The organism is Xylanibacter oryzae DSM 17970 (genome assembly GCF_000585355.1).
GTDB classification, from domain to species: Bacteria; Bacteroidota; Bacteroidia; order Bacteroidales; family Bacteroidaceae; genus Prevotella; species Prevotella oryzae.
This window is the reverse complement of record NZ_KK073873.1, coordinates 3,257,629-3,276,827: the sequence shown is the minus strand read 5'-3', so window position 1 is coordinate 3,276,827 and position 19,199 is coordinate 3,257,629. Positions and strand designations below refer to the sequence as shown.

The window sequence follows — 19,199 nt, the reverse complement described above, 5'->3', positions numbered from 1 at the left end:
TATTAACTTTGTAGCCAATGTAAATAAGAGAATTTTATAGCAAATAGAAATATATAATAGAAAGACTTTTAGAGAAAACTCATGCAAGAATCAAACATCATAATATATAAGACCTCAACTGGTAATATCAGCGTACAAGTGCAGTACGAAGACGGAACATTTTGGCTTACGCAAAAGCGAATAGCTGAATTGTTTGGTGTGGATGTTCGTACAGTAAACGAGCATTTGAAAAATATTTACTTACAAAAAGAATTAGATAAATCCGTAACTATCCGGAAAATCCGGATAGTTCAAAAAGAAGGTAATAGGCAGGTTTCTAGAGAATTAGATTTTTATCATCTTGACGCAATTATTGCAGTAGGCTATCGTGTAAACAGTTATCAAGCAACACAGTTCAGAATATGGGCAACCAATACATTGCGTGAATTTATCATCAAAGGATTCGTTTTAGATGATGAACGATTGAAAAACGGACAGGCGTTCGGAAAAGATTATTTTGATGAACTATTGGAGCGTATTCGAGAAATACGGGCAAGTGAACGGCGGTTCTATCAGAAGATAACAGACATTTATGCACTGTCTTCTGACTATGACAAGAATTCACCGATAACAAAAGATTTCTTCACTACTGTGCAGAACAAACTGCATTGGGCGATAACAGGTAAGACCGCAGCAGAAATAATCTATACCTCTGCTGATGCAACAAAACTATATATGGGACTAACTACATGGAAGCAAGCTCCTGACAGAAAAATATTGAAATCGGACGTTACTGTAGCAAAAAACTATTTGAGTAAGGCACATGTGGAAACCCTCAACCGTCTAGTCTCTGCATATTTGGATTTGGCAGAAGATCGTGCAAAAAGAAACACATTGACCACCATGCAGCAATGGGTTGATTTTTTGGATCGTTTTCTAGAACTGTCTGATTATCCTATATTGGCTGATAACGGTAAAGTCACAGCTTTGGAAGCAAAGTTAAAGGCGGAACAAGAATACGAGGTTTTCCGAAAAACACAAGACGATAATTATTTATCTGATTTTGACAAGGAGATTAAAAAGCTAAAGCCATGATAAAACCCACCGCTTCTAAAACAGAAATTTTACTATCAAACAGTTTTTAGAGTCAGGTTACTAATATATGCATTATACATAGCACGTTAGAATGATAATCATATACAATATTCTTTTGAGAATGTTGTAATAAAGAATATATTACGGGATCAGAATAAATGGTATTAATGCTTAAGACTACGCAAACTATAGATTAATTAAATTATGAAATACTTTCAAAATAATATTTTCTGTCTAACTCTATTACTGCTTTCATCGATAACAGTATATGCAAAAGACAGCAATGACATTGCGGCTCTGAGCCAATGGCACGCAGGTGATATAGTATCAATGGAGGGCGTAAACCATTTTGGCATCAATCGCTGTTTCAGCAGCAATTTGATCAGTGATGCAATCTACAAAAGAATCTATAATAAGTCGTATAAGAGTAATTGTACTATACCAAGAAGCAGTCTGAGATATATCAAAGTGCTACATTACACGCTGTCGGGACAGATTCGTATAGGTGAACTGATATGTAACAAAACTATTGCCGCCGACTTGGTCGGAATTTTCAGAGATCTGTTTGCTGCACATTATCCTATAGAGAGAATGATACTCATTGATGAATATCATGCAGATGATGAGCTATCGATGTCACACAACAATACTTCATGCTTCAATTTTCGTGCCATGACAGGTGGAAAAAGTTTATCTAAGCATGCCAAAGGATTAGCAATAGATATAAATCCGCTTTACAACCCATATGTAAAGGTGAGCCATAACGGCATATTCGTGAAGCCGAAGAACGGAAAAGCCTATGCTGACAGATTTCGGAACTTCAGTTATAAGATAGACCGCAAAGACCTATGTTATCGACTTTTCATCAAACACGGATTTCGTTGGGGAGGTGCTTGGCGGAGTCATCAAGATTATCAGCATTTTGAAAAGTAACAATATGCCGTAAATTAATAATCAGCTGATGGTGGTAACAGAAAAACGGAATGTAGAACCGCATCCGGGTTCTGACTCCACTCCTATCCTGCCGCCTAACTTTTCTACTATAGATTTGCATATCGGCAGGCCTAATCCTAAGCCCTGAGAGAACTGGTCTAGTTTTTCGAACTTACCAAATATTTTTTTCTGGTCTTCTGCGGCTATACCTATGCCGGTATCAGTTACTGATACATTAAGAATATCGCCGTCTATATTATAGTCTACTGTTATGGTGCCTGTGGGTGTAAACTTGTCGGCATTTATTATCAACCCTTTTAGTACTCGTCTCAAGCTGTTTAGGTCTAAGCATACATACTGCGGTTCGTGTACATTTACTTTCAATTCTACGCCTGCATGTATATAACCTTGCAGGCTTTCTGTTAGATCGTGCATCAGCGAGCTGACATCAAACTCTATTGGGGATGTGAGGTATTCACCACATTCAAGAGAGGCCATCAGGAGCATATTGTCTATCATATGTACCAGCAGTTCGGTATTCTGATGTATGATACCAACAAAGAGGTCATGCTCTTCAGTGGTTATATCTGTATCCAATAGCTGCATAAATCCTACTATCGAATTGAGAGGCGTACGTATCTCATGATTCATATTGTGCAGAAAGGCATTCTTTATGCCTCCTGCATGCTCCGTTTCTAATGACTTCTCTTTTATTCTCATGATATTTTATTTTAAAAGCATCATGCCGTAATTTATGACCGCTGTAATCTCACGACCACAGGTGACAACACGAATTGTCTCCACCGAGAACTGATTAATCGCCACTGCGAGATAATAGGAATGGGAAGGAATCGAGTCGACCCATATCTATTTCTTCGTTCATCATAATTACATACATGATGCTTGTTATATATTCTCTACAATCGTATAATGATAGAAACTTGGAAATGATTTTGTTCATTAAATTATCACATTCAATAGATTAAAATGCCAAGACTGCTCTAACATAGTTGTTGTAAGCCTTACCATCGTTGTGCAAACTAACGCTCGAACTGTCGAAGAAGAAGCTTATAGCGTTACTACTACTACTCTCACTAGCTGACCAAAAAAAATAGGCACTAGATCCCGGAGTTATTTGATTTCCACCGGCTACTGATAATTTTGTGTTCAATGAAGTAAAATATGTTCCATCTAAACTCTGTATCATATATGCGCCAAGAGTTGTAGTATTGATCTGGCTTGACTTTATGGTTGTTTTCTGTGCATCTGTAAAGACACCTAAATTTGCAGCCACATCCCACCAATCGCCTACGCTTGGAAGATACCAGCCGCTGTTTGCAAAAGACTTTGTTGTTCCATCACTATAATTACGGCAATAATAATAAGCATAGTTTGTGGATGTATTGGCCATACTCTTGTCTATTGTACCTACATAACCACTAGCGATATCTTCGTAAGCCGTCTTTAATGTTGTACTCCATGTTGAGGGATTAATAGATGTAGCGGGATTTGACCAACTAGAATAAATACCTCCATTAGCATTTTTAAGAGCCAAAACCTTGCCATGCCTGTAACCATTTGTGTACTGTTCAGTTGTCAATTCCTTAGAATAAATAACACCAACTATCTGCCCTGATTTAAATGTTGTACCGGATGTCCCGTCTGAATAAAGATAGTTTCCTACAATAGCATCACCTGTATAGATATCAGTTCTTGTAGTGTATGGAGAATACGTTACCCTCGCATCATTTGTTCCGCTACCAGATACTGATATATTGCAGTTATAGTCATAGCCACGATAAATATTAAAATCCGTACAGTCTATAACAGGTATTGCAGCACTTGTTACGCCACCTAGATGTATACGATAGGTTGATTTCCAACCTGTTCCCCAGCCTGTATCTCTTTTTGCATTTATCAATATATAAGAAGCACCGGATGGGGCATTGGCGCTTATTCGCTGTTCTGCGGCTGTTATTGAACTATTCTTACCCGCAATATTCTCAAGTACATAATAAGGCCCTGCAGTAACTACGCTACCCGCAGAGGCTGATGTTGTAACAGAATTATAATTTATACCGCTGTAACCTGTAGTTGGATTACTTGAACTACCCGGTGCGATAAAGCATTCATTAGGGACGTTACACAGCTGATAATCGGTTATTGTTATATCACTTGATGGAGTTATCGTAAATGTGTATCTGCTGTAAATACGTTTAACTAATACAGACTGCGTTGCTGTTGAATTTGTTATTGTCACGTTTGGTGTCTCACCATACATTATACTTAATGTTGATGCAGGATCTGCTACAGGTGTCGTAACCTTTGCTCTCAACTCGGTAAGGGTACTTATACCGTCAAGATATGAACCACTGCCTGTATTTGCTACAGCACATATTGTACAGCCGTTACTAACCCTTACAGGCAAAGTAACAGAAGTTGGACTTGTCAAGGTATAGGCGCTGCCTACAAGATTACCCTGACCATCAAATACAAGTATATTGACATTATCTATGGCATCACTTATGGCTCGTGTTACTATTGTAGGGCTTTGCTTACTTATATTTACGGTTAGCGATACCTGATCAGCTGGCATCTCTGACATATCTACAGTACTGCATGATGATAATAATATCATTGACAGAACCGATAAATATGTTATTAGGATTCTTGCTTTACTTCGCTTACTTACTATATTAAGTGATTCCTTCATCTATATTATTTTCCTATTATGTGATTATGTTATGGGATTACTATACTCCGCGCATATTCATTCCATGGGATAACACTCATTGAGATTTCTTTACGGCCACAGTCTAATATTATTACTTTATTGTCACCTGAGTTTAGAGATACATAGTTACCATCCTTATCACGATCAGTACTCCATATCAAGGTTCCAGTTGTAGGATTAGAGGCTCGGGTATCTGACTTGCCTGCATTGGAGGTTTTATAGACTGATACTGTTACATGCTCGCCTGTCTTGTTGGGGAACGAACGGACATCTTCTGTTACAAGCTGATTGTTGCTATCAAACGCAGACTGTGGACTGTAATCTATTGAATCACCCGTAATCTGACCGGTAAAGGTCATCATACTGCGAAAGCCTGAAATGACGACACTATAAGAGCCATATCCAAAGGTTTCCTTGAGCTGGCGTACAACCACTCTTAATGTTACAGGCTTGTTAAGCATTACGATGCTGGCCTGGGTTGTATTATTTCCCTGCTGGCCTGAAGTATAGTTGTATACTCCATAATAGAGGGATGAGGGCAGGATGTATTTGCCTGTGACTGAGTCCAATTTTACACCGGCCGACATCAGGCCTATATCATCGCCCTCTGACGGGGTATGCATCACGACACTGTCCCTCGCTGAAGTGCCGATCGTTACAAGTGATACCGAGCCCAGACGACTGTCGTAGCTCAGCAGATAGTTGCCATCAGGTTCGGAGGTTACGATACGGTCAAATTTACCATTTATGAATAGATATGCCTTTAGGTTACCACTTAATGCTGTGGGAAGCGGTCTGCCTATACTGTCTCTTGCTGATACACTTACTGAGCATTGTACACAGTTCGAGAAATTCTCGTCTATGCAAGATGTCATTGTAAATAGCAGAACAAGCCAGAACAGCTGTAACTCTTTGCAATACCTTAACTTCATAATCATAATCACTTGATTGTCTATAACTATTTTATTACTACAGTCTGGGTATTGACGGTCCAGTCTGTAACGGTTAATGTTACGGTTGCTGTAGCAGGGGTTATATTCTGGGATGGATCGGTAACACCGCGGCCCTTTAGAGAAACACTCAAAGAATAGATGTTATTGGCTTTTACCACGTCATTGTCTGTCGTTATTGTTTCTTGAGACATCGCAGCATCATTTATTATTATTGGATAATAGAGTATCGTACCCGTATCAGTACCACTTGTCTTGAAACGTCCCTTTATTACTAATTTGGTAGGACTTGTTGCGGAATGTGGAAATACATAGAAGTAATATGGAGTAGTAGATGTCAGGTATGGTGATGTCGATAAGGTAAGGGCACCACTGCTCAGGTATGCATAATTGTTTAAACTGGAATTTATGGCTCCTGTAGCATCTGTCTGTTCACATTTGCCTACTGTTCCTGATTCTGTAAGAGTGGATGACTGACTTGGAGTGCCACCATAGCTGCAGATATCATTGACATTGTACATAAATATTTCATTTACAGCAAATGATGCACTGGGATATGCACTTGATGTAAAATCAGATGTCAATGAATTAAGGTCTATACGGGCTACAAGGCGGCCAAGGGGAACGGTTACGCTGGATGCATTTGAAGTAGCAAAAGAGGCAAAACAATTATCTACCTCACCCGCCATGGGCAGTCCTGTCATTGCCTGAGAGTTTGTTGTGTTACGGGCTGTATTTGACTGACCATTTGTGCTTGTGGTATAGCTTAGATCAGCTGTCAAGGCTTTGAAAGCATTCATGGATGCACAGCCAGAAAAGGCTGTTTTATCACCGGTTGTGTTTATCGTGTTAGCCGCTACAAGTATATTACGAGACTGGGTGGTGGTGGAGATTGAAGTCTCCGACTGGGTGTCTATTGTTACCTTTCCCTGGTTACCATCGAACAGGCCTACATAAAATGCAGCAACCTTACCCTCACCGGTTCCATAAGTAGCGGAACTTGTCGGCATTGCCGAGGTTGAAGAGGCACGGGTTTGCAAACCCAAGCTCAAGTTAACGATAGCGGGGTTACCGCTGGATGTTTTCTCTTCTGTATCAGAAGAGGTGCAGGATGACATCATCAAAAATGACATCAGAACTCCAATAATTAAATAATTCTTATTCATAGTCTCTTGTTTTTATAATTAATTCTTTTATGATATATTTGCTATAATATTTATTGCAGATCAGAAAGCAATAATGGGGCGCACATAGTAAGTATCTGTCTTATTCAGGGTTCCATACAATCCTAAATTTCCATTACTGTCAAATCTCGCATTATATGCCAAATTTGTATTATACTCAGATGAACACCAATAAAATTGGTTCGTTGCTGAAAACGCGTCATATATACCACTACCAGCTTTAGCCATGTATGTATTTATAGCATTAGCACAAGCTACTGATTGACTTAGCCAATAAATATAGCCACTTGTCCTATAGTCTGTAAAAGACGTTGACATTCCTCCCAAATTTATACATATCTGATACCACTGACCAATACTTGGAAGGAACCAACCACTTGTTCCACTAGGAGCAGGAACTGTTGACTTAAAAGATGTGGCCGCTGCATATGCGGCAGGGTATGTACTATTATTTATCAGACTTGTATATGTAAGACCATCATAATCTGTAATGTTCAATGTGGTACTTGCTGCACCTGTTGGAGTACCTGTTTGCGGCCCCCATGCAAGACTTGCACCCGCATTTTTCAAAGCCATGGCATAACCTTGATAATTTTTTGCCCTATCTGATATACTTGGAGTTATACTGAATACGATTGCGACAGGTGTCTTACCTGAAATAAGAGAAACGCTGTATGTACCATCTGAATATAAGATATCACCTATCCTTGGACCTAGATATTCAGGAACGGTTGCACTCGTATAACCGGCTACACTCGTAGTTACGGTAACATTGGTCGGTGTAAGTTCATCGGAGACATTTGCTACACCTGTACCATTTAAAGTTACAGACAGGCCATAAGTTGTATTCGGACTTATCTTTGAATCACCCGTACCGGGTGTTACTGTTGATACAATATTGCCACTTAAATTACTGTTCACTGTTATTGGATAATAAGTAGTGTATGTGCTGCCACTATTTGTCTTGAAGGTTCCCTTAATAACCAGTTTCGTAGGATTAGTACTGCCATGAGGGAATACATAGAAATAGTATGGACCGCTGTAAGTACTTATTGTACCACTGCCCATATATAAGGTATTGGCATTGGCACCTGTATTCTCTCCGCTTACATTACCCGAAACTGTCTGTGTACTCCAATTCGTAAGCTGGTTGCTTGCATTATACATAAAGACTTCTGTAGGCGTAAAGCTGCAACCTGTATATGAACCACTGAAGGTCTGGGCAAGACTTGTCAGTGCAACGCGCGCTACCATACGGGTAAGAGATACAGTTGGATTAAGGACTGTACCAGAAGACCAGTTAAGTGACTGCACTGCTGACATCATCGGCAAAGATTTCATGTTCTGAGAGTTTGCTGTAGTTACACCTGTCTTGCTCTTACCATCTATAGATGTGGTATAGCCCAAATCCTGTGACACTGCATAGAAATCATTAATGGTGTATTTACCCGAAAAGGCACCCTGGGGTACATTGGCAAATACAAGCATCTGGGTAGCATCCTTGCGGGTTGCTATAGTCTCAGTGGAACCAATGGCATAATCATACTCATGAAGGGTAACAAGATTGCCTGATGAATTGAACAGTGCTGCACATATATGATTTAGATAACCCTCATTCGTTCCAGCTGTTCCACCATTATCGGCAGGAAGTGTACCGTTCGCCCTTGTTGTATTACCGGTACTGTCTGACTTATTGGAGGACAGAGCCAGATGGATCAAGGAAGACTCCGAAAAGTCTGCACCGGAGAAAAACGTTTCTGATGAACAAGAGATAAAAAATAAGCATGAAACAACAAGCGGGACAACAGTTTTGAGTGCAAAAATACGGGCACGAAAATAGCTGCCTAAATAGGCTAAAAATGACGAGAAAAAGAAAATTGACCAATTTTTTGAAGATATAAAATATATCTTCTTCAAAAATTTTAAGAGTCTATATAAATTGTGTGTGTGTGTGTGTGTGTGTGTGTGTGTGTGTTAGCAAAATTATTCAACTTTGCAAACATATTAACATATTTAACACAATATTTTATCATAACCTTTAACTGCTTATTTTTGTAATTTCAAAGGTAATTTTAATTTATACTTGAAACAAGTTTTTATCTTGATAAATTAATAAAATACGTAATTTAGATTAACAATATGGAAATAATGAACAACAATAAAACAAAAAACAGGTTTAAAGTAGCATCATTCCACACTTTAAAGCATCTCCATAACTGCTGAAATAGGAAGCTTACCATATCATTGAACTTTACAACATAAGTTTTTTCTAAAAAACCTTCACGGCATCTATAATGTTCTTATATGCAGCTATTTAAGCGTGAAGGTAGCCTTTTTTCCTACGCATTTCCTTCACACTACAGAACACATTAACATTTGTAAATTAATAATCAAGTAATCAAAACAGTAAATTACTTTTCGAAAAAACAAAGGTTGATCAAATAAATAACGTGAAGGAAATGCGTAGGAAAAAAGGTTTCCTTCACGCCCAAATTACTTAAAATCAAGATATTAAGTGAAAACGTGAAGGATTTTAGAGAAAAACTCTCTCTAAACAATAAAAAATTAATGAATTTACCCTTTATTTTCAAAAGCTATGCTCCGAATATGCTAAAGCTATGCTTTGATACTACCGGAGCTATGCCTTGATAGTGTAAAAACTATGCTCCAGCTGCGTAGGAACAGACTCATTTTAATAATATAAAGGTAAGGACAGGAGCATCAAAACGAAAAGGTATACAAAAGAACACTTTTTCTTGTTCGAAATAGTTTATTTTCGTAATTTTGCACGCGACAAACAAATTGAAACTATTATGAAATCGATAAATGAAAGAAGAAGTATACGCAAATACTCAAATAAAGAGGTAAGTGAAGATTTGCTAAACAGACTTCTTACTGAAGCAGAAAGAACTCAGTCAATGGGTAATCTACAACTATATAGCGTTGTTGTAACCAGATCTGAAGAGGGCAAGTCTGCTCTTGCTCCTGCGCATTTTAACCAGCCAATGGTTAAAGGTGCTCCTGTCGTAATAACTATATGTGCCGATTTCCACCGAACATCTGTTTGGTGCGAAAGTCGTAAAGCAGTACCAGGTTATAACAACTTCCTTTCGTTTATGAATGCGGCAACTGATGCCCTACTCTATACTCAGACGTTTTGTAATCTAGCTGACGAGGAAGGATTGGGGTATTGTTTCTTAGGAACAACCATATATTGCCCGCAGATGATAATTGACGCATTACATCTACCAAAACTTGTAATGCCTGTAGCCACTATAACCTTGGGATGGCCTGACGAGAATCCTCCACTATCAGACAAGTTACCACTTGCATCTGTAATACATCATGAAACTTACAAGGAATATACCGGTGATGATATTGACCGTTACTACTATGAAAAAGAGAATATGAAAGAGAATCTTGAGTTCCTTAAAATTAATAACAAGGAAACTCTTGCACAGATATTTACGGATATTAGATATACGAAAAAAGATAATGAAACTATGTCTGCCGGTTTTATGGAGGCGTTGAAGAATCAAGGTTTCATCTAGACCAGAAGACTACTACTATCTGTTTTCATATTCACTAATGCTTATTGATGGCAAACAAAACAAATATAGAACAAACAAAAAAGGAATTTCTTAATTGAAATTCCTTTTTTTATTTCTTGTATAGTAATTAATCCATCACAATTGGTTTGTACTTTGGTACAAGAACCTTCATGAACAACCATGCTACGAGATAAGCAAAAGCACATACTCCGAACATGATAGCATATGCTGTAGATACATCACCATTGTTGGTTGCACGGTAAAAATCCTCTAGGCGACCTGCAGTAATCTGAACAAAGACACCACCAAGACCACCAGCTGCCGCACCAATACCTGTAACAGAACCAACTGCCTTCTTAGGGAACATATCAGATACTGTAGTAAACAGATTGGCTGAGAATGCCTGATGAGCTGCACCGGCAATACTTATAACAGCTACAGCTGCTACAAGACCTGTCATGCCATCAAACTTTGCTACTGTCTGTGTGAAAATCAACAGCAATGGGAAGAAACCTATAATTAACAATGATGTCATACGAGCTTTGTATGTAGCCCATCCTTTATTGATGAACGACATTGGTAAAGCTCCACCATATACAGAACCGATAATTGCGATACCGAATACAACGAATGTTGAAATCATTACTGTATACTTTGTATCATCAGGAGACATTCCTGCACAGAATTGCTGCTTGATGTATGTAGGCAACCAGAAGAGAAGGAACCACCATATACCGTCGGTCATGAACTTGCCCATAACGAAAGACCATGTCTGACGGTAGCAAAGCATCTGATACCAAGGAACTTTCTTTGCAGGAACAACAGCCTCAGCCTTAGCTTCTTCTTTTACAGGTTCGTCATCGCTATTGATATAATCAAACTCCTCTTTATTGATTTTACCTTTCTTCAACATATCTGCAGGAGATGCATACATCTTGTGCCAGAATATCAACCAGATAAAACCCATTACACTAGTTATGATGAAAGCCATCTGCCATCCATGAAGAACACCAAGGAACAAATGATTACCTACATTAGGATTCCAAGCTGCAAGAATTGGAGGTATGATAAGCGCACATATCATTGCACCTACATTAGAACCTGAATTGAATATACCTGTTGCCAAAGCACGCTCCTTTTTAGGGAACCACTCAGCTACAGTCTTGATAGATGCAGGAAAGTTACCTGCTTCACCTGCTCCGAAAAGTCCGCGGGCTGCCAACTGAGCTCCAAGGCTCTTACCTGCTGCTGCACTGAAGAATCCGGCAATAGACCATACTATTAATGATGCGGCAAGACCCAGTTTTGTTCCTATCTTGTCGATAAGGAAACCAACTATGAGTGTAAAACCTGCATAGAATGCTGTAAATACGGATGTAAGAATTGAATAGTCGGTAGATGTCCATCCAAACCCATTAGGGTCGCAGAAATAGTCTTTAAGATAACCAATGACGTTTCGATCCATGTAATTGACAGTGGTAGAGAACAGCAAAAGGGCTGCAATACTCCATCTGTACTTTGACATGACCGAGCCAGAGTTTTTTACGTTAGTATTCATGATTTATTATTTGTTTGTTTCTAATTTTCAAGATTATGTCATTAAGTTGGTTAGTGTACGGACACAATTTCACTTTCGTTCGCAAAGATAATGAAAATAATCCTATTTTTCGTTCAAAAATAGGATTATTCAACGTAAGCGTTTACGTTAGTCTTGGAAATAGACTCTCTTCACTCTATTGCTAATGCCTGTCAGTACTTCGTAAGGGATTGTATCCAGAACATCCGATAATACTGTTACTGGCAGTTCGTTTCCAAATATCTCTACGGTGTCGCCCTCTTTACAGTCTATATCTGTTACATCTATCATAGCGACATCCATGCATATATTACCTACATACTCTGCTTTCTTGCCGTTCACGATGCAATAGCAGTGACGGTTACCCAGATGACGATTCAGTCCGTCAGCATATCCGATAGGTATGGCAGCGATCACGCTGTTACGCGTCAGTTTACCTTTACGACTATAGCCTACTGTATCTTCTTTGGATACTTTACGTATCTGCAATATCGTTGTTTTGAGAGTACTTACGGTATTAAGTATACGATTGTCTATGCTGTCTATACCGTACAGTCCGATTCCCAGACGGCACATATCCAGTTGTCTCTCAGGGAAATGTTCTATGCCTGCACTATTATCGATATGACGGATAATCTTATGGTTGAAGGCACTCTGCAGTTTTTTGCTGCCTTCATCAAAGATAGCAAACTGCTGTGCAGAAAATTCATTAAAGTTTTCACTGTCTGCTCCAACGAAATGTGAGAACACAGAGCGTGGTATTATAGCATTCTGATGCTTCAGGCGGTCAATAAGTTTGTCCATATCATCTTTCGGATTGAAACCGAGACGATGCATACCTGTATCCAGTTTAATGTGTACGGGATAATCTGTTATTCCTTCTTTTTCGGCTGCCTTTATGAGTGCTTCCATCAGACGGAAGCTATATACTTCAGGTTCAAGTTCATAGTCAAACATTGTCTTGAACGATGTCATCTCCGGGTTCATGATGATGATATTGCTTGTTATGCCGTTTTTGCGTAAGGTTACTCCCTCATCTGCTACAGCGACAGCAAGATAATCAACACGATGATCCTGTAGAGTTTTGGCTACTTCTACAGCCCCTGCCCCATAAGCATCGGCTTTTACCATGCATACAAGTTTGGTAGTAGGTTTCATAAATGAACGGTAGAAATTGAGATTCTTGACTACGGCATTGAGGTTAACCTCCAATATTGTTTCATGAACCTTCATTTCCAGAAGTTCTGTCAACTGGTCGAATCCGAATTTACGAGAGCCCTTCAACAGTATCACTTCATCGCGTAATGATGCAAATACATCACTGGCAATAAAGCTCTCACAATCGTCAAAGAAATATTTTTCAGCTACCTTTATAACGTCCTTCTGGGCTGCCAACTCCGGTCCGATACCGATAAATTTCTCTACGCCGCGCTTGCAAGACAAGTCGGAAACCTCTTTATATAAATTGACGGATGATTCGCCACTCTGGTAAATATCACTCAATATAAGTGTGCGCTTGCGTCCGTTATGATCCGGACGGCGATTCATGAAGTCAAGAGCTATATCCAGAGAATTAATGTCTGAATTATATGAGTCGTTGATAAGAGTACAGCCCCGTTGTCCTTCTTTCACCTCAAGACGCATTGCTACCGGTTCAAGGTGCCCCATGCGATCTTTTAGTTGTTTAGGCTGTACACCTAAGTGAAGACAGACAGCAGCACATATAATAGAATTGCGTACAGAAGCCTCATCTATAAAAGGTAGTGAATATTCATCTTCCACACCTTTATAATTATATTTAACGGTAGAGGTAATATCTTTCTTGTCTATAGACTTGATATACATCGGTGCTTTGCTGTCTTTCTCAGACCATGCAATCTTCTCACCTTTAAAATCACGCTCTGCAACGCATCTATCAACTACAGAATCGTCCTCATTATATATAATAGTTTTGGCATCATGAAACAATTGCAGTTTCTCCTTGCATTTTGCTTCCATTGAAGTAAAGTTCTCCTGATGTGCAGCTCCCATATTGGTGAGCACGCCTATTGTAGGCTGGATGATATCATGCAAGGCATTCATCTCTCCGGGCATACTGATGCCTGCTTCGAATACACCTACCTGAGTCTGTTCATTAAGAAGCCATACAGAGAGAGGAACCCCTATCTGAGAATTATAACTGCGAGGTGAGCGTGTAACTACCATTGAAGGTGAGAGCAACTGATAGAGCCACTCTTTGACCATTGTCTTACCATTACTGCCGGTAATACCTACAATCGGTATATTGAATTCGTCACGATGACGCTCAGCAAGTCGCTGCAAAGCTTCTAACGAACTTATTGTCTTAAGAAAATTTGCATCCGGATAAACGGTCTGTACATTGGCCGGAATATCCTCTACTACGAAATTGCGAACACCTCTGCGATAGAGGTCTGATATATATTTATGACCGTCATTACGTCCTGAACGTAAGGCGAAGAAAAGTGTTTCCTCAGGGAAACACAAAGAACGGCTGTCTGTTAGTATCCAACCGATATTAGCGTCTTTATCTCCTATTCTGCGCGCACCAATGAGCGTTGTAACTTTCTCAATAGTATAAGTCATTATAAATGTTATTTTTTATTTGAATGCAAAGATACGGCAAACCATTATAAGAACAAAATAAATAATGATTTTTTTATTCATTCTTCATTCAGTCCGGGATACTTTTTTTTCATCTCTTCAAGTTTCTGCATGGTGAGTGAAATAAAGTCTTTGTACTCTTGTGAATCCGGATTAAATGGACGGTGTGACAGTGCTTCACGTATCGGTTTCCACTCTATAAGGAATTGTTTTGTTACTTCACTGAAGTAATTTTCTTTGATCGTCTCCCAGATATATTCTATAGCCTGTTCGGAAGGATGAAGCATATCTGCTGAGTAAAAACGGTAGTCACGTAGTTCATCATTGAGAATCTCGTAAGCCGGAAAATATGTACATATCTCAGGATAGAGCTTGACAAGATCGTCGGCTGCCAAAAGTAAAACGGATTTTGACAATTGACTGCCGTGATAACCGTATTTTGCATAACGTATCGGACTGACCGTGACTATTACTTTAACGTTTTTGTTACGGCTTTTGAGCATTATCACTGTGTCTGAAAGATACTGCAGACATTCTTCTTGTGAGAGTTCACGCTCCGTAAAAAGATGTTGTGGCATTTTCCGACAGTTGTCTACTATCTCACCGGTCTCGTTGAGTATGTACACGTGATTAGTACCTAGGGTAAGAACCACTATTGATGGTATCATATCTTCAAAACGACTCACTGTATGCAGTATGCTCGCCGGGTTATACATAACACCGTCAGGATTCACGACAGCATGAAATCGCTCTTTCTGAAATCTTTTTCCTATGTTGTCGGCAAAGCACGAACCTACAAAAAGCATCTTTTCACAGGGTGCAATCTCGAAATTAGGTTTTTCTATTTTTACTTTTGTTCTGAATTCCATATCATTTACTGATTATGAACTTCTTCATAGTAGTTCTATTTACCTTGCAAAGATAATATTTTATTTGAAGAAAAGAACAGTAATTAAGTAAATACGTATATTTTTTATTTCGTTGCAAATTTACTCTCAACTGTACGGTATTTGTCAGAAACGGTTGTCAATTTTACTTTACCCGCTTTTCGGCCTGCTCGTATTATGACCAAAGCAGATCCATTGTACAGACGACGGCTATTGCCTACCATTGATTCATCCGAAGCGATGTCTCCATTGCTTACAGCTACTATGCGGGCATCGCCATCTATACTGAAATTCAGCTGATCTTGGGCATCATAGACTCTCCTACCCTTACTGTCTACAGCATATATACGTACGTGCTGAAGATCCATACCATCAGCCTTCCAATTATTATTATCCGGTATTACTTGAAGTGCAACGGCCTTACCTGTCGTCTCTATCTCATGCCTGGCTACGATTTTACCATCCTTTATTGCCACAGCCTCCAGTCGGCCAGGTGCGTATGGTATGTTATCCCAACGAATTTTATCTCTTTGTTTCGGATTAGCAATCTCATTTTTCTTTTTACCAAGACTTTTACCGTTTAAGAATAGTTCTACTTCATCGGCATTAGTATATGTATAAAGACTTACGGTACTGCCCGCCTTTCGGTTCCAACTCTCAGACATGCGTGTTGTACCTACCTGTACATCGTTCCACATCAGGTTAGAGTTTCCATCTTCTATCACACCGATATGAACAGTAGGTTTGTCCAGGAACATGCTCTTCAGGAGATAGGCCATAGGTTTGGGTTCAAGAGAAATATCAAAAGCACCTTGCGACCAACCCTTAGCCGGCCATCCCTGACTCTCACCCAAATAATCGATCATCCCCCAATAGGCCAGTCCTACTACCTTATCAAGATTCATCTCAAAGAAGTTTGGTCCCATCATTGCTGCATTTGCTTCGCTCTGATAGAAGATCATTTTGGGGAAACGGCGACCGTCTCCCGGGAAATACATATAACGGTAGTTGTAAGCTGCTACATCTGTTTGTAGTGCCAACGGTGCCGGCAAAGAATCGCCTAAAGCCGTATGACTGCGACCACGTGGATGCATCGCTACTGTGATAGGACGTGTGGTGTCGTATCTGTGTAGTAATTCGCGCTGCATACGATATGGAGTTACGCCCCAATCAGCATATGGCAAATCCCAATAGGTCTGCAGTTCATTGCCAAGGCTCCACATCACTACCGAAGGATGATTGCGGTCGCGCTTTATAAATTCAGGTACGTCTATCTGCCAAAGGTTTGTCCACTCTTCGCGGCCCCCGGCAAACTGTGTCAGCCATTTGTCGTAGAGTTCGTCTACTACCAATATTCCGTATTTATCACAAAGGTTCAGTAATTCTTTGCTATAAGGATTATGAGAGGTACGTATATGATTAAAGCCGAAAGACTTTAACAGTTGCAGGCGTTTTTCTATTGCTCTTGGATATGCTGCAGCGCCAAGAGCACCCAGGGTATGATGATTGGCGATACCCTTCAACAAAACTTTCTTACCATTGAGTTTGAAACCAAACGATGGTGAATATTCAATTGTTCTAGCGCCAAAATTTTCATTGATACAGTCGGCCACTGTTCCGTCCGGACGGAATAACGTCACTTCTGCATTATATAGGTATGGCGATTCACAACTCCAAAGATTGGGATTGGTCAGTACTATAGAATCCAATGGATGTTCGCACACTTTCTGCGCACGACTGAAAGATACTTTCGTAGTTCTGTCTGCTACGATCTTTCCTGTGGCATCCTTTATCTTAACCTCAACATTAAGCGGCTGACTTTTAGAAATATTAAATGCCATTTCTGCCTGAATCTTCACTACAGCCTCAGTACTTGTTGCTACCGGTGTGGTGATACAAAGACTGTTGCGTGTAAAATACAGTTGAGGGTCTGTAATAATCATATGTACATCGCGGAACAATCCGCCACCTGTATACCAACGGGAATTCTCCGGATTACGTGTATCTGCCTTTACTGCTATAACATTCTTCTGTCCGTATTTCAATTTATCGGTTATATCGACATCAAAGCCCACATATCCGTAATCTGTTCCGCCTACCCTCTCACCATTAAGATAGACATCACCTACCAACATAATACCTTCGAAATCTATAAGCACACGTTTGCCTTTCATTGTATTATCCGGGGTAAAAGAGTAACGGTACCAACCGATGCCCATCTCTTTGAATCCACGACCGCTGAGTCGGCTGCGTGTATTATTGGCTGCGTCTGATCCAGCTTTTTCATTCTTATCAGGAGCAACCCAGGGCTGCTCTATCTGGAAGTCGTGTGGAAGATCCACAGTACGCCAGTCTGTATCATCATAGGATGACAATGCGGCATCAGGGATATCACCCAAATGAAATTTCCAACCGAAATCTATATTTTTTTCTTCTCTGGGACCACCCGCCAACATTGGTAATGCTGATAATATGGTAATGATAATGAGGAATGTCTTTTTCATTATTTAATTTGTTAATAGTTATATGTGCGGCAAAGTTAATAAAAAGACTTCAGTTTATGCTTTTGATAAATGATAAAAAAACATGGAATAATGATAAAACAAAAAATCCTCTCCGTAAAGAGAGGACCTTATATGTTTCGGAATAATATTGACTATTTGATATTACCAACCTTGATGAGGTATTCGGCTATCTGCACTGCATTGAGAGCAGCGCCCTTACGTATCTGATCGCCACTCAACCAGAAAGTGAGTCCGTTTTCGTCTGCAAGGTCTTTTCTTACACGACCAACATATACATCATCTTTACCGGCTGTATCCAGAGGCATAGGATATACAAGATTCTTAGGATCGTCTTCTAATGTCACACCTTGAGCCGAAGCGATTGCTTTCTGTGCTTCTTCTACGCTGATAGGACGTTCAGTCTCTATCCATACGCTCTCAGAATGAGCACGGAGTGAAGATACACGCACACACATAGCAGAGCATTTCACATCACTGTGCATGATCTTACGTGTCTCATTAAACATTTTCATCTCTTCTTTCGTGTAACCATTATCTGTAAAGACATCTATCTGAGGGATTACGTTGTAAGCCAACTGATGAGGAAATTTCTTCACAGTTACAGGTTTATTGTCTACAATCTCTTCATATTGCTGCTGCAGTTCAGCCATAGCTGCCGCACCTGCACCACTGGCACTCTGATAACTTGCGATATGTATGCGCTTGATATGACTTAGTTTCTCTAATGGTTGCAATACCACTACCATCATGATTGTAGTACAATTAGGATTGGCAATAATACCACGCGGACGATTCAAGGCATCTTCGGCATTTACCTCAGGCACTACCAATGGCACATCATTCTCCATACGAAAAGCACTTGAGTTGTCTATCATAACAGCTCCGTATTTAGTGATGGTTTCAGCATAATCCTTAGAAGTGCCTCCACCAGCAGATACAAACGCAACGTCTATACCCTTGAAATCGTCATTATGCTGCAAAAGTTTGACTTCGTAGTCTTTTCCCTTAAAGCTATATTTTCGTCCTGCGCTACGCTCAGAACCAAAAAGAACTAAATCATCCATAGGGAAATTTCTCTCAGCTAGAACGCGAAGGAACTCTTGTCCTACTGCGCCACTTGCTCCAACAATTGCTACTCTCATATTAATATGTTTAAAAATTAA

General features: G+C 39.7%; 14 protein-coding genes. 3 read left to right on the top strand and 11 right to left on the bottom strand.

All coding sequences use genetic code 11. From position 1 onward, the window contains the following. The first annotated feature begins 81 nt into the window (after positions 1-81). Together rhuM and XYLOR_RS13105 are read left to right on the top strand one after the other, a co-directional pair. Complete coding sequence (rhuM, locus tag XYLOR_RS13110; RefSeq protein ID WP_036880343.1) at positions 82-1,074, top strand: virulence RhuM family protein; 993 nt, start codon at positions 82-84, stop codon at positions 1,072-1,074. 204 nt (positions 1,075-1,278) lie between these two features. Continuing rightward, positions 1,279-2,007 (top strand): M15 family metallopeptidase, encoded by a 729-nt coding sequence (locus XYLOR_RS13105; RefSeq protein ID WP_036880340.1) that lies wholly within the window; start codon positions 1,279-1,281, stop codon positions 2,005-2,007. 21 nt (positions 2,008-2,028) lie between these two features. Here the strand turns inward: XYLOR_RS13105 and XYLOR_RS13100 are convergent, their stop codons facing one another. From XYLOR_RS13100 to XYLOR_RS13080, 6 genes are all read right to left on the bottom strand, one after another. Beyond that, positions 2,029-2,727, bottom strand: a complete 699-nt coding sequence (locus XYLOR_RS13100) for a sensor histidine kinase (protein ID WP_051509018.1) — start codon at positions 2,725-2,727, stop codon at positions 2,029-2,031. Positions 2,728-2,821: 94 nt separating this feature from the next. Beyond that, positions 2,822-2,968: a hypothetical protein gene (locus tag XYLOR_RS13875; RefSeq protein ID WP_154655741.1), complete on the bottom strand. Its 147-nt coding sequence runs from the start codon at positions 2,966-2,968 to the stop codon at positions 2,822-2,824. Positions 2,969-2,989: 21 nt separating this feature from the next. Then, positions 2,990-4,720, bottom strand: coding sequence for a DUF4906 domain-containing protein (locus XYLOR_RS13095; protein ID WP_154655740.1), 1,731 nt, complete (start codon positions 4,718-4,720; stop codon positions 2,990-2,992). A gap of 29 nt (positions 4,721-4,749) precedes the next feature. Further along, positions 4,750-5,673 (bottom strand): FimB/Mfa2 family fimbrial subunit, encoded by a 924-nt coding sequence (locus XYLOR_RS13090; RefSeq protein ID WP_245602025.1) that lies wholly within the window; start codon positions 5,671-5,673, stop codon positions 4,750-4,752. A 26-nt stretch (positions 5,674-5,699) separates the two neighbouring features. Then, positions 5,700-6,857, bottom strand: coding sequence for a hypothetical protein (locus XYLOR_RS13085; RefSeq protein WP_245602024.1), 1,158 nt, complete (start codon positions 6,855-6,857; stop codon positions 5,700-5,702). A gap of 60 nt (positions 6,858-6,917) precedes the next feature. After that, the gene (locus XYLOR_RS13080; RefSeq protein WP_245602023.1) at positions 6,918-8,792 is read right to left on the bottom strand and encodes a fimbrial protein; all 1,875 of its coding nucleotides are present in this window, start codon (positions 8,790-8,792) and stop codon (positions 6,918-6,920) included. Positions 8,793-9,688: 896 nt separating this feature from the next. Between XYLOR_RS13080 and XYLOR_RS13075 the strand changes: the two genes are divergently transcribed. Next, on the top strand, positions 9,689-10,426 hold the full coding sequence (locus tag XYLOR_RS13075; RefSeq protein WP_036880324.1) for a nitroreductase family protein: 738 nt from the start codon (positions 9,689-9,691) through the stop codon (positions 10,424-10,426). 127 nt (positions 10,427-10,553) lie between these two features. On the opposite strand, the gene XYLOR_RS13070 is transcribed toward XYLOR_RS13075, so the two are convergent. From XYLOR_RS13070 to XYLOR_RS13050, 5 genes are all read right to left on the bottom strand, one after another. Then, positions 10,554-11,984, bottom strand: a complete 1,431-nt coding sequence (locus tag XYLOR_RS13070; RefSeq protein ID WP_036880321.1) for an MFS transporter — start codon at positions 11,982-11,984, stop codon at positions 10,554-10,556. Between the two features lie 147 nt (positions 11,985-12,131). Continuing rightward, positions 12,132-14,606 (bottom strand): bifunctional UDP-N-acetylmuramoyl-tripeptide:D-alanyl-D-alanine ligase/alanine racemase, encoded by a 2,475-nt coding sequence (locus XYLOR_RS13065; RefSeq protein WP_036880320.1) that lies wholly within the window; start codon positions 14,604-14,606, stop codon positions 12,132-12,134. 77 nt (positions 14,607-14,683) lie between these two features. Beyond that, a complete protein-coding gene (locus XYLOR_RS13060; protein ID WP_036880319.1) occupies positions 14,684-15,493 on the bottom strand; it encodes a GSCFA domain-containing protein in 810 nt (269 codons plus the stop codon). Between the two features lie 104 nt (positions 15,494-15,597). Continuing rightward, positions 15,598-18,015 (bottom strand): glycoside hydrolase family 2 TIM barrel-domain containing protein, encoded by a 2,418-nt coding sequence (locus XYLOR_RS13055; protein WP_036880318.1) that lies wholly within the window; start codon positions 18,013-18,015, stop codon positions 15,598-15,600. Positions 18,016-18,167: 152 nt separating this feature from the next. After that, the gene (locus tag XYLOR_RS13050; protein WP_036880317.1) at positions 18,168-19,178 is read right to left on the bottom strand and encodes an aspartate-semialdehyde dehydrogenase; all 1,011 of its coding nucleotides are present in this window, start codon (positions 19,176-19,178) and stop codon (positions 18,168-18,170) included. Between the last annotated feature and the right edge of the window lie 21 nt (positions 19,179-19,199).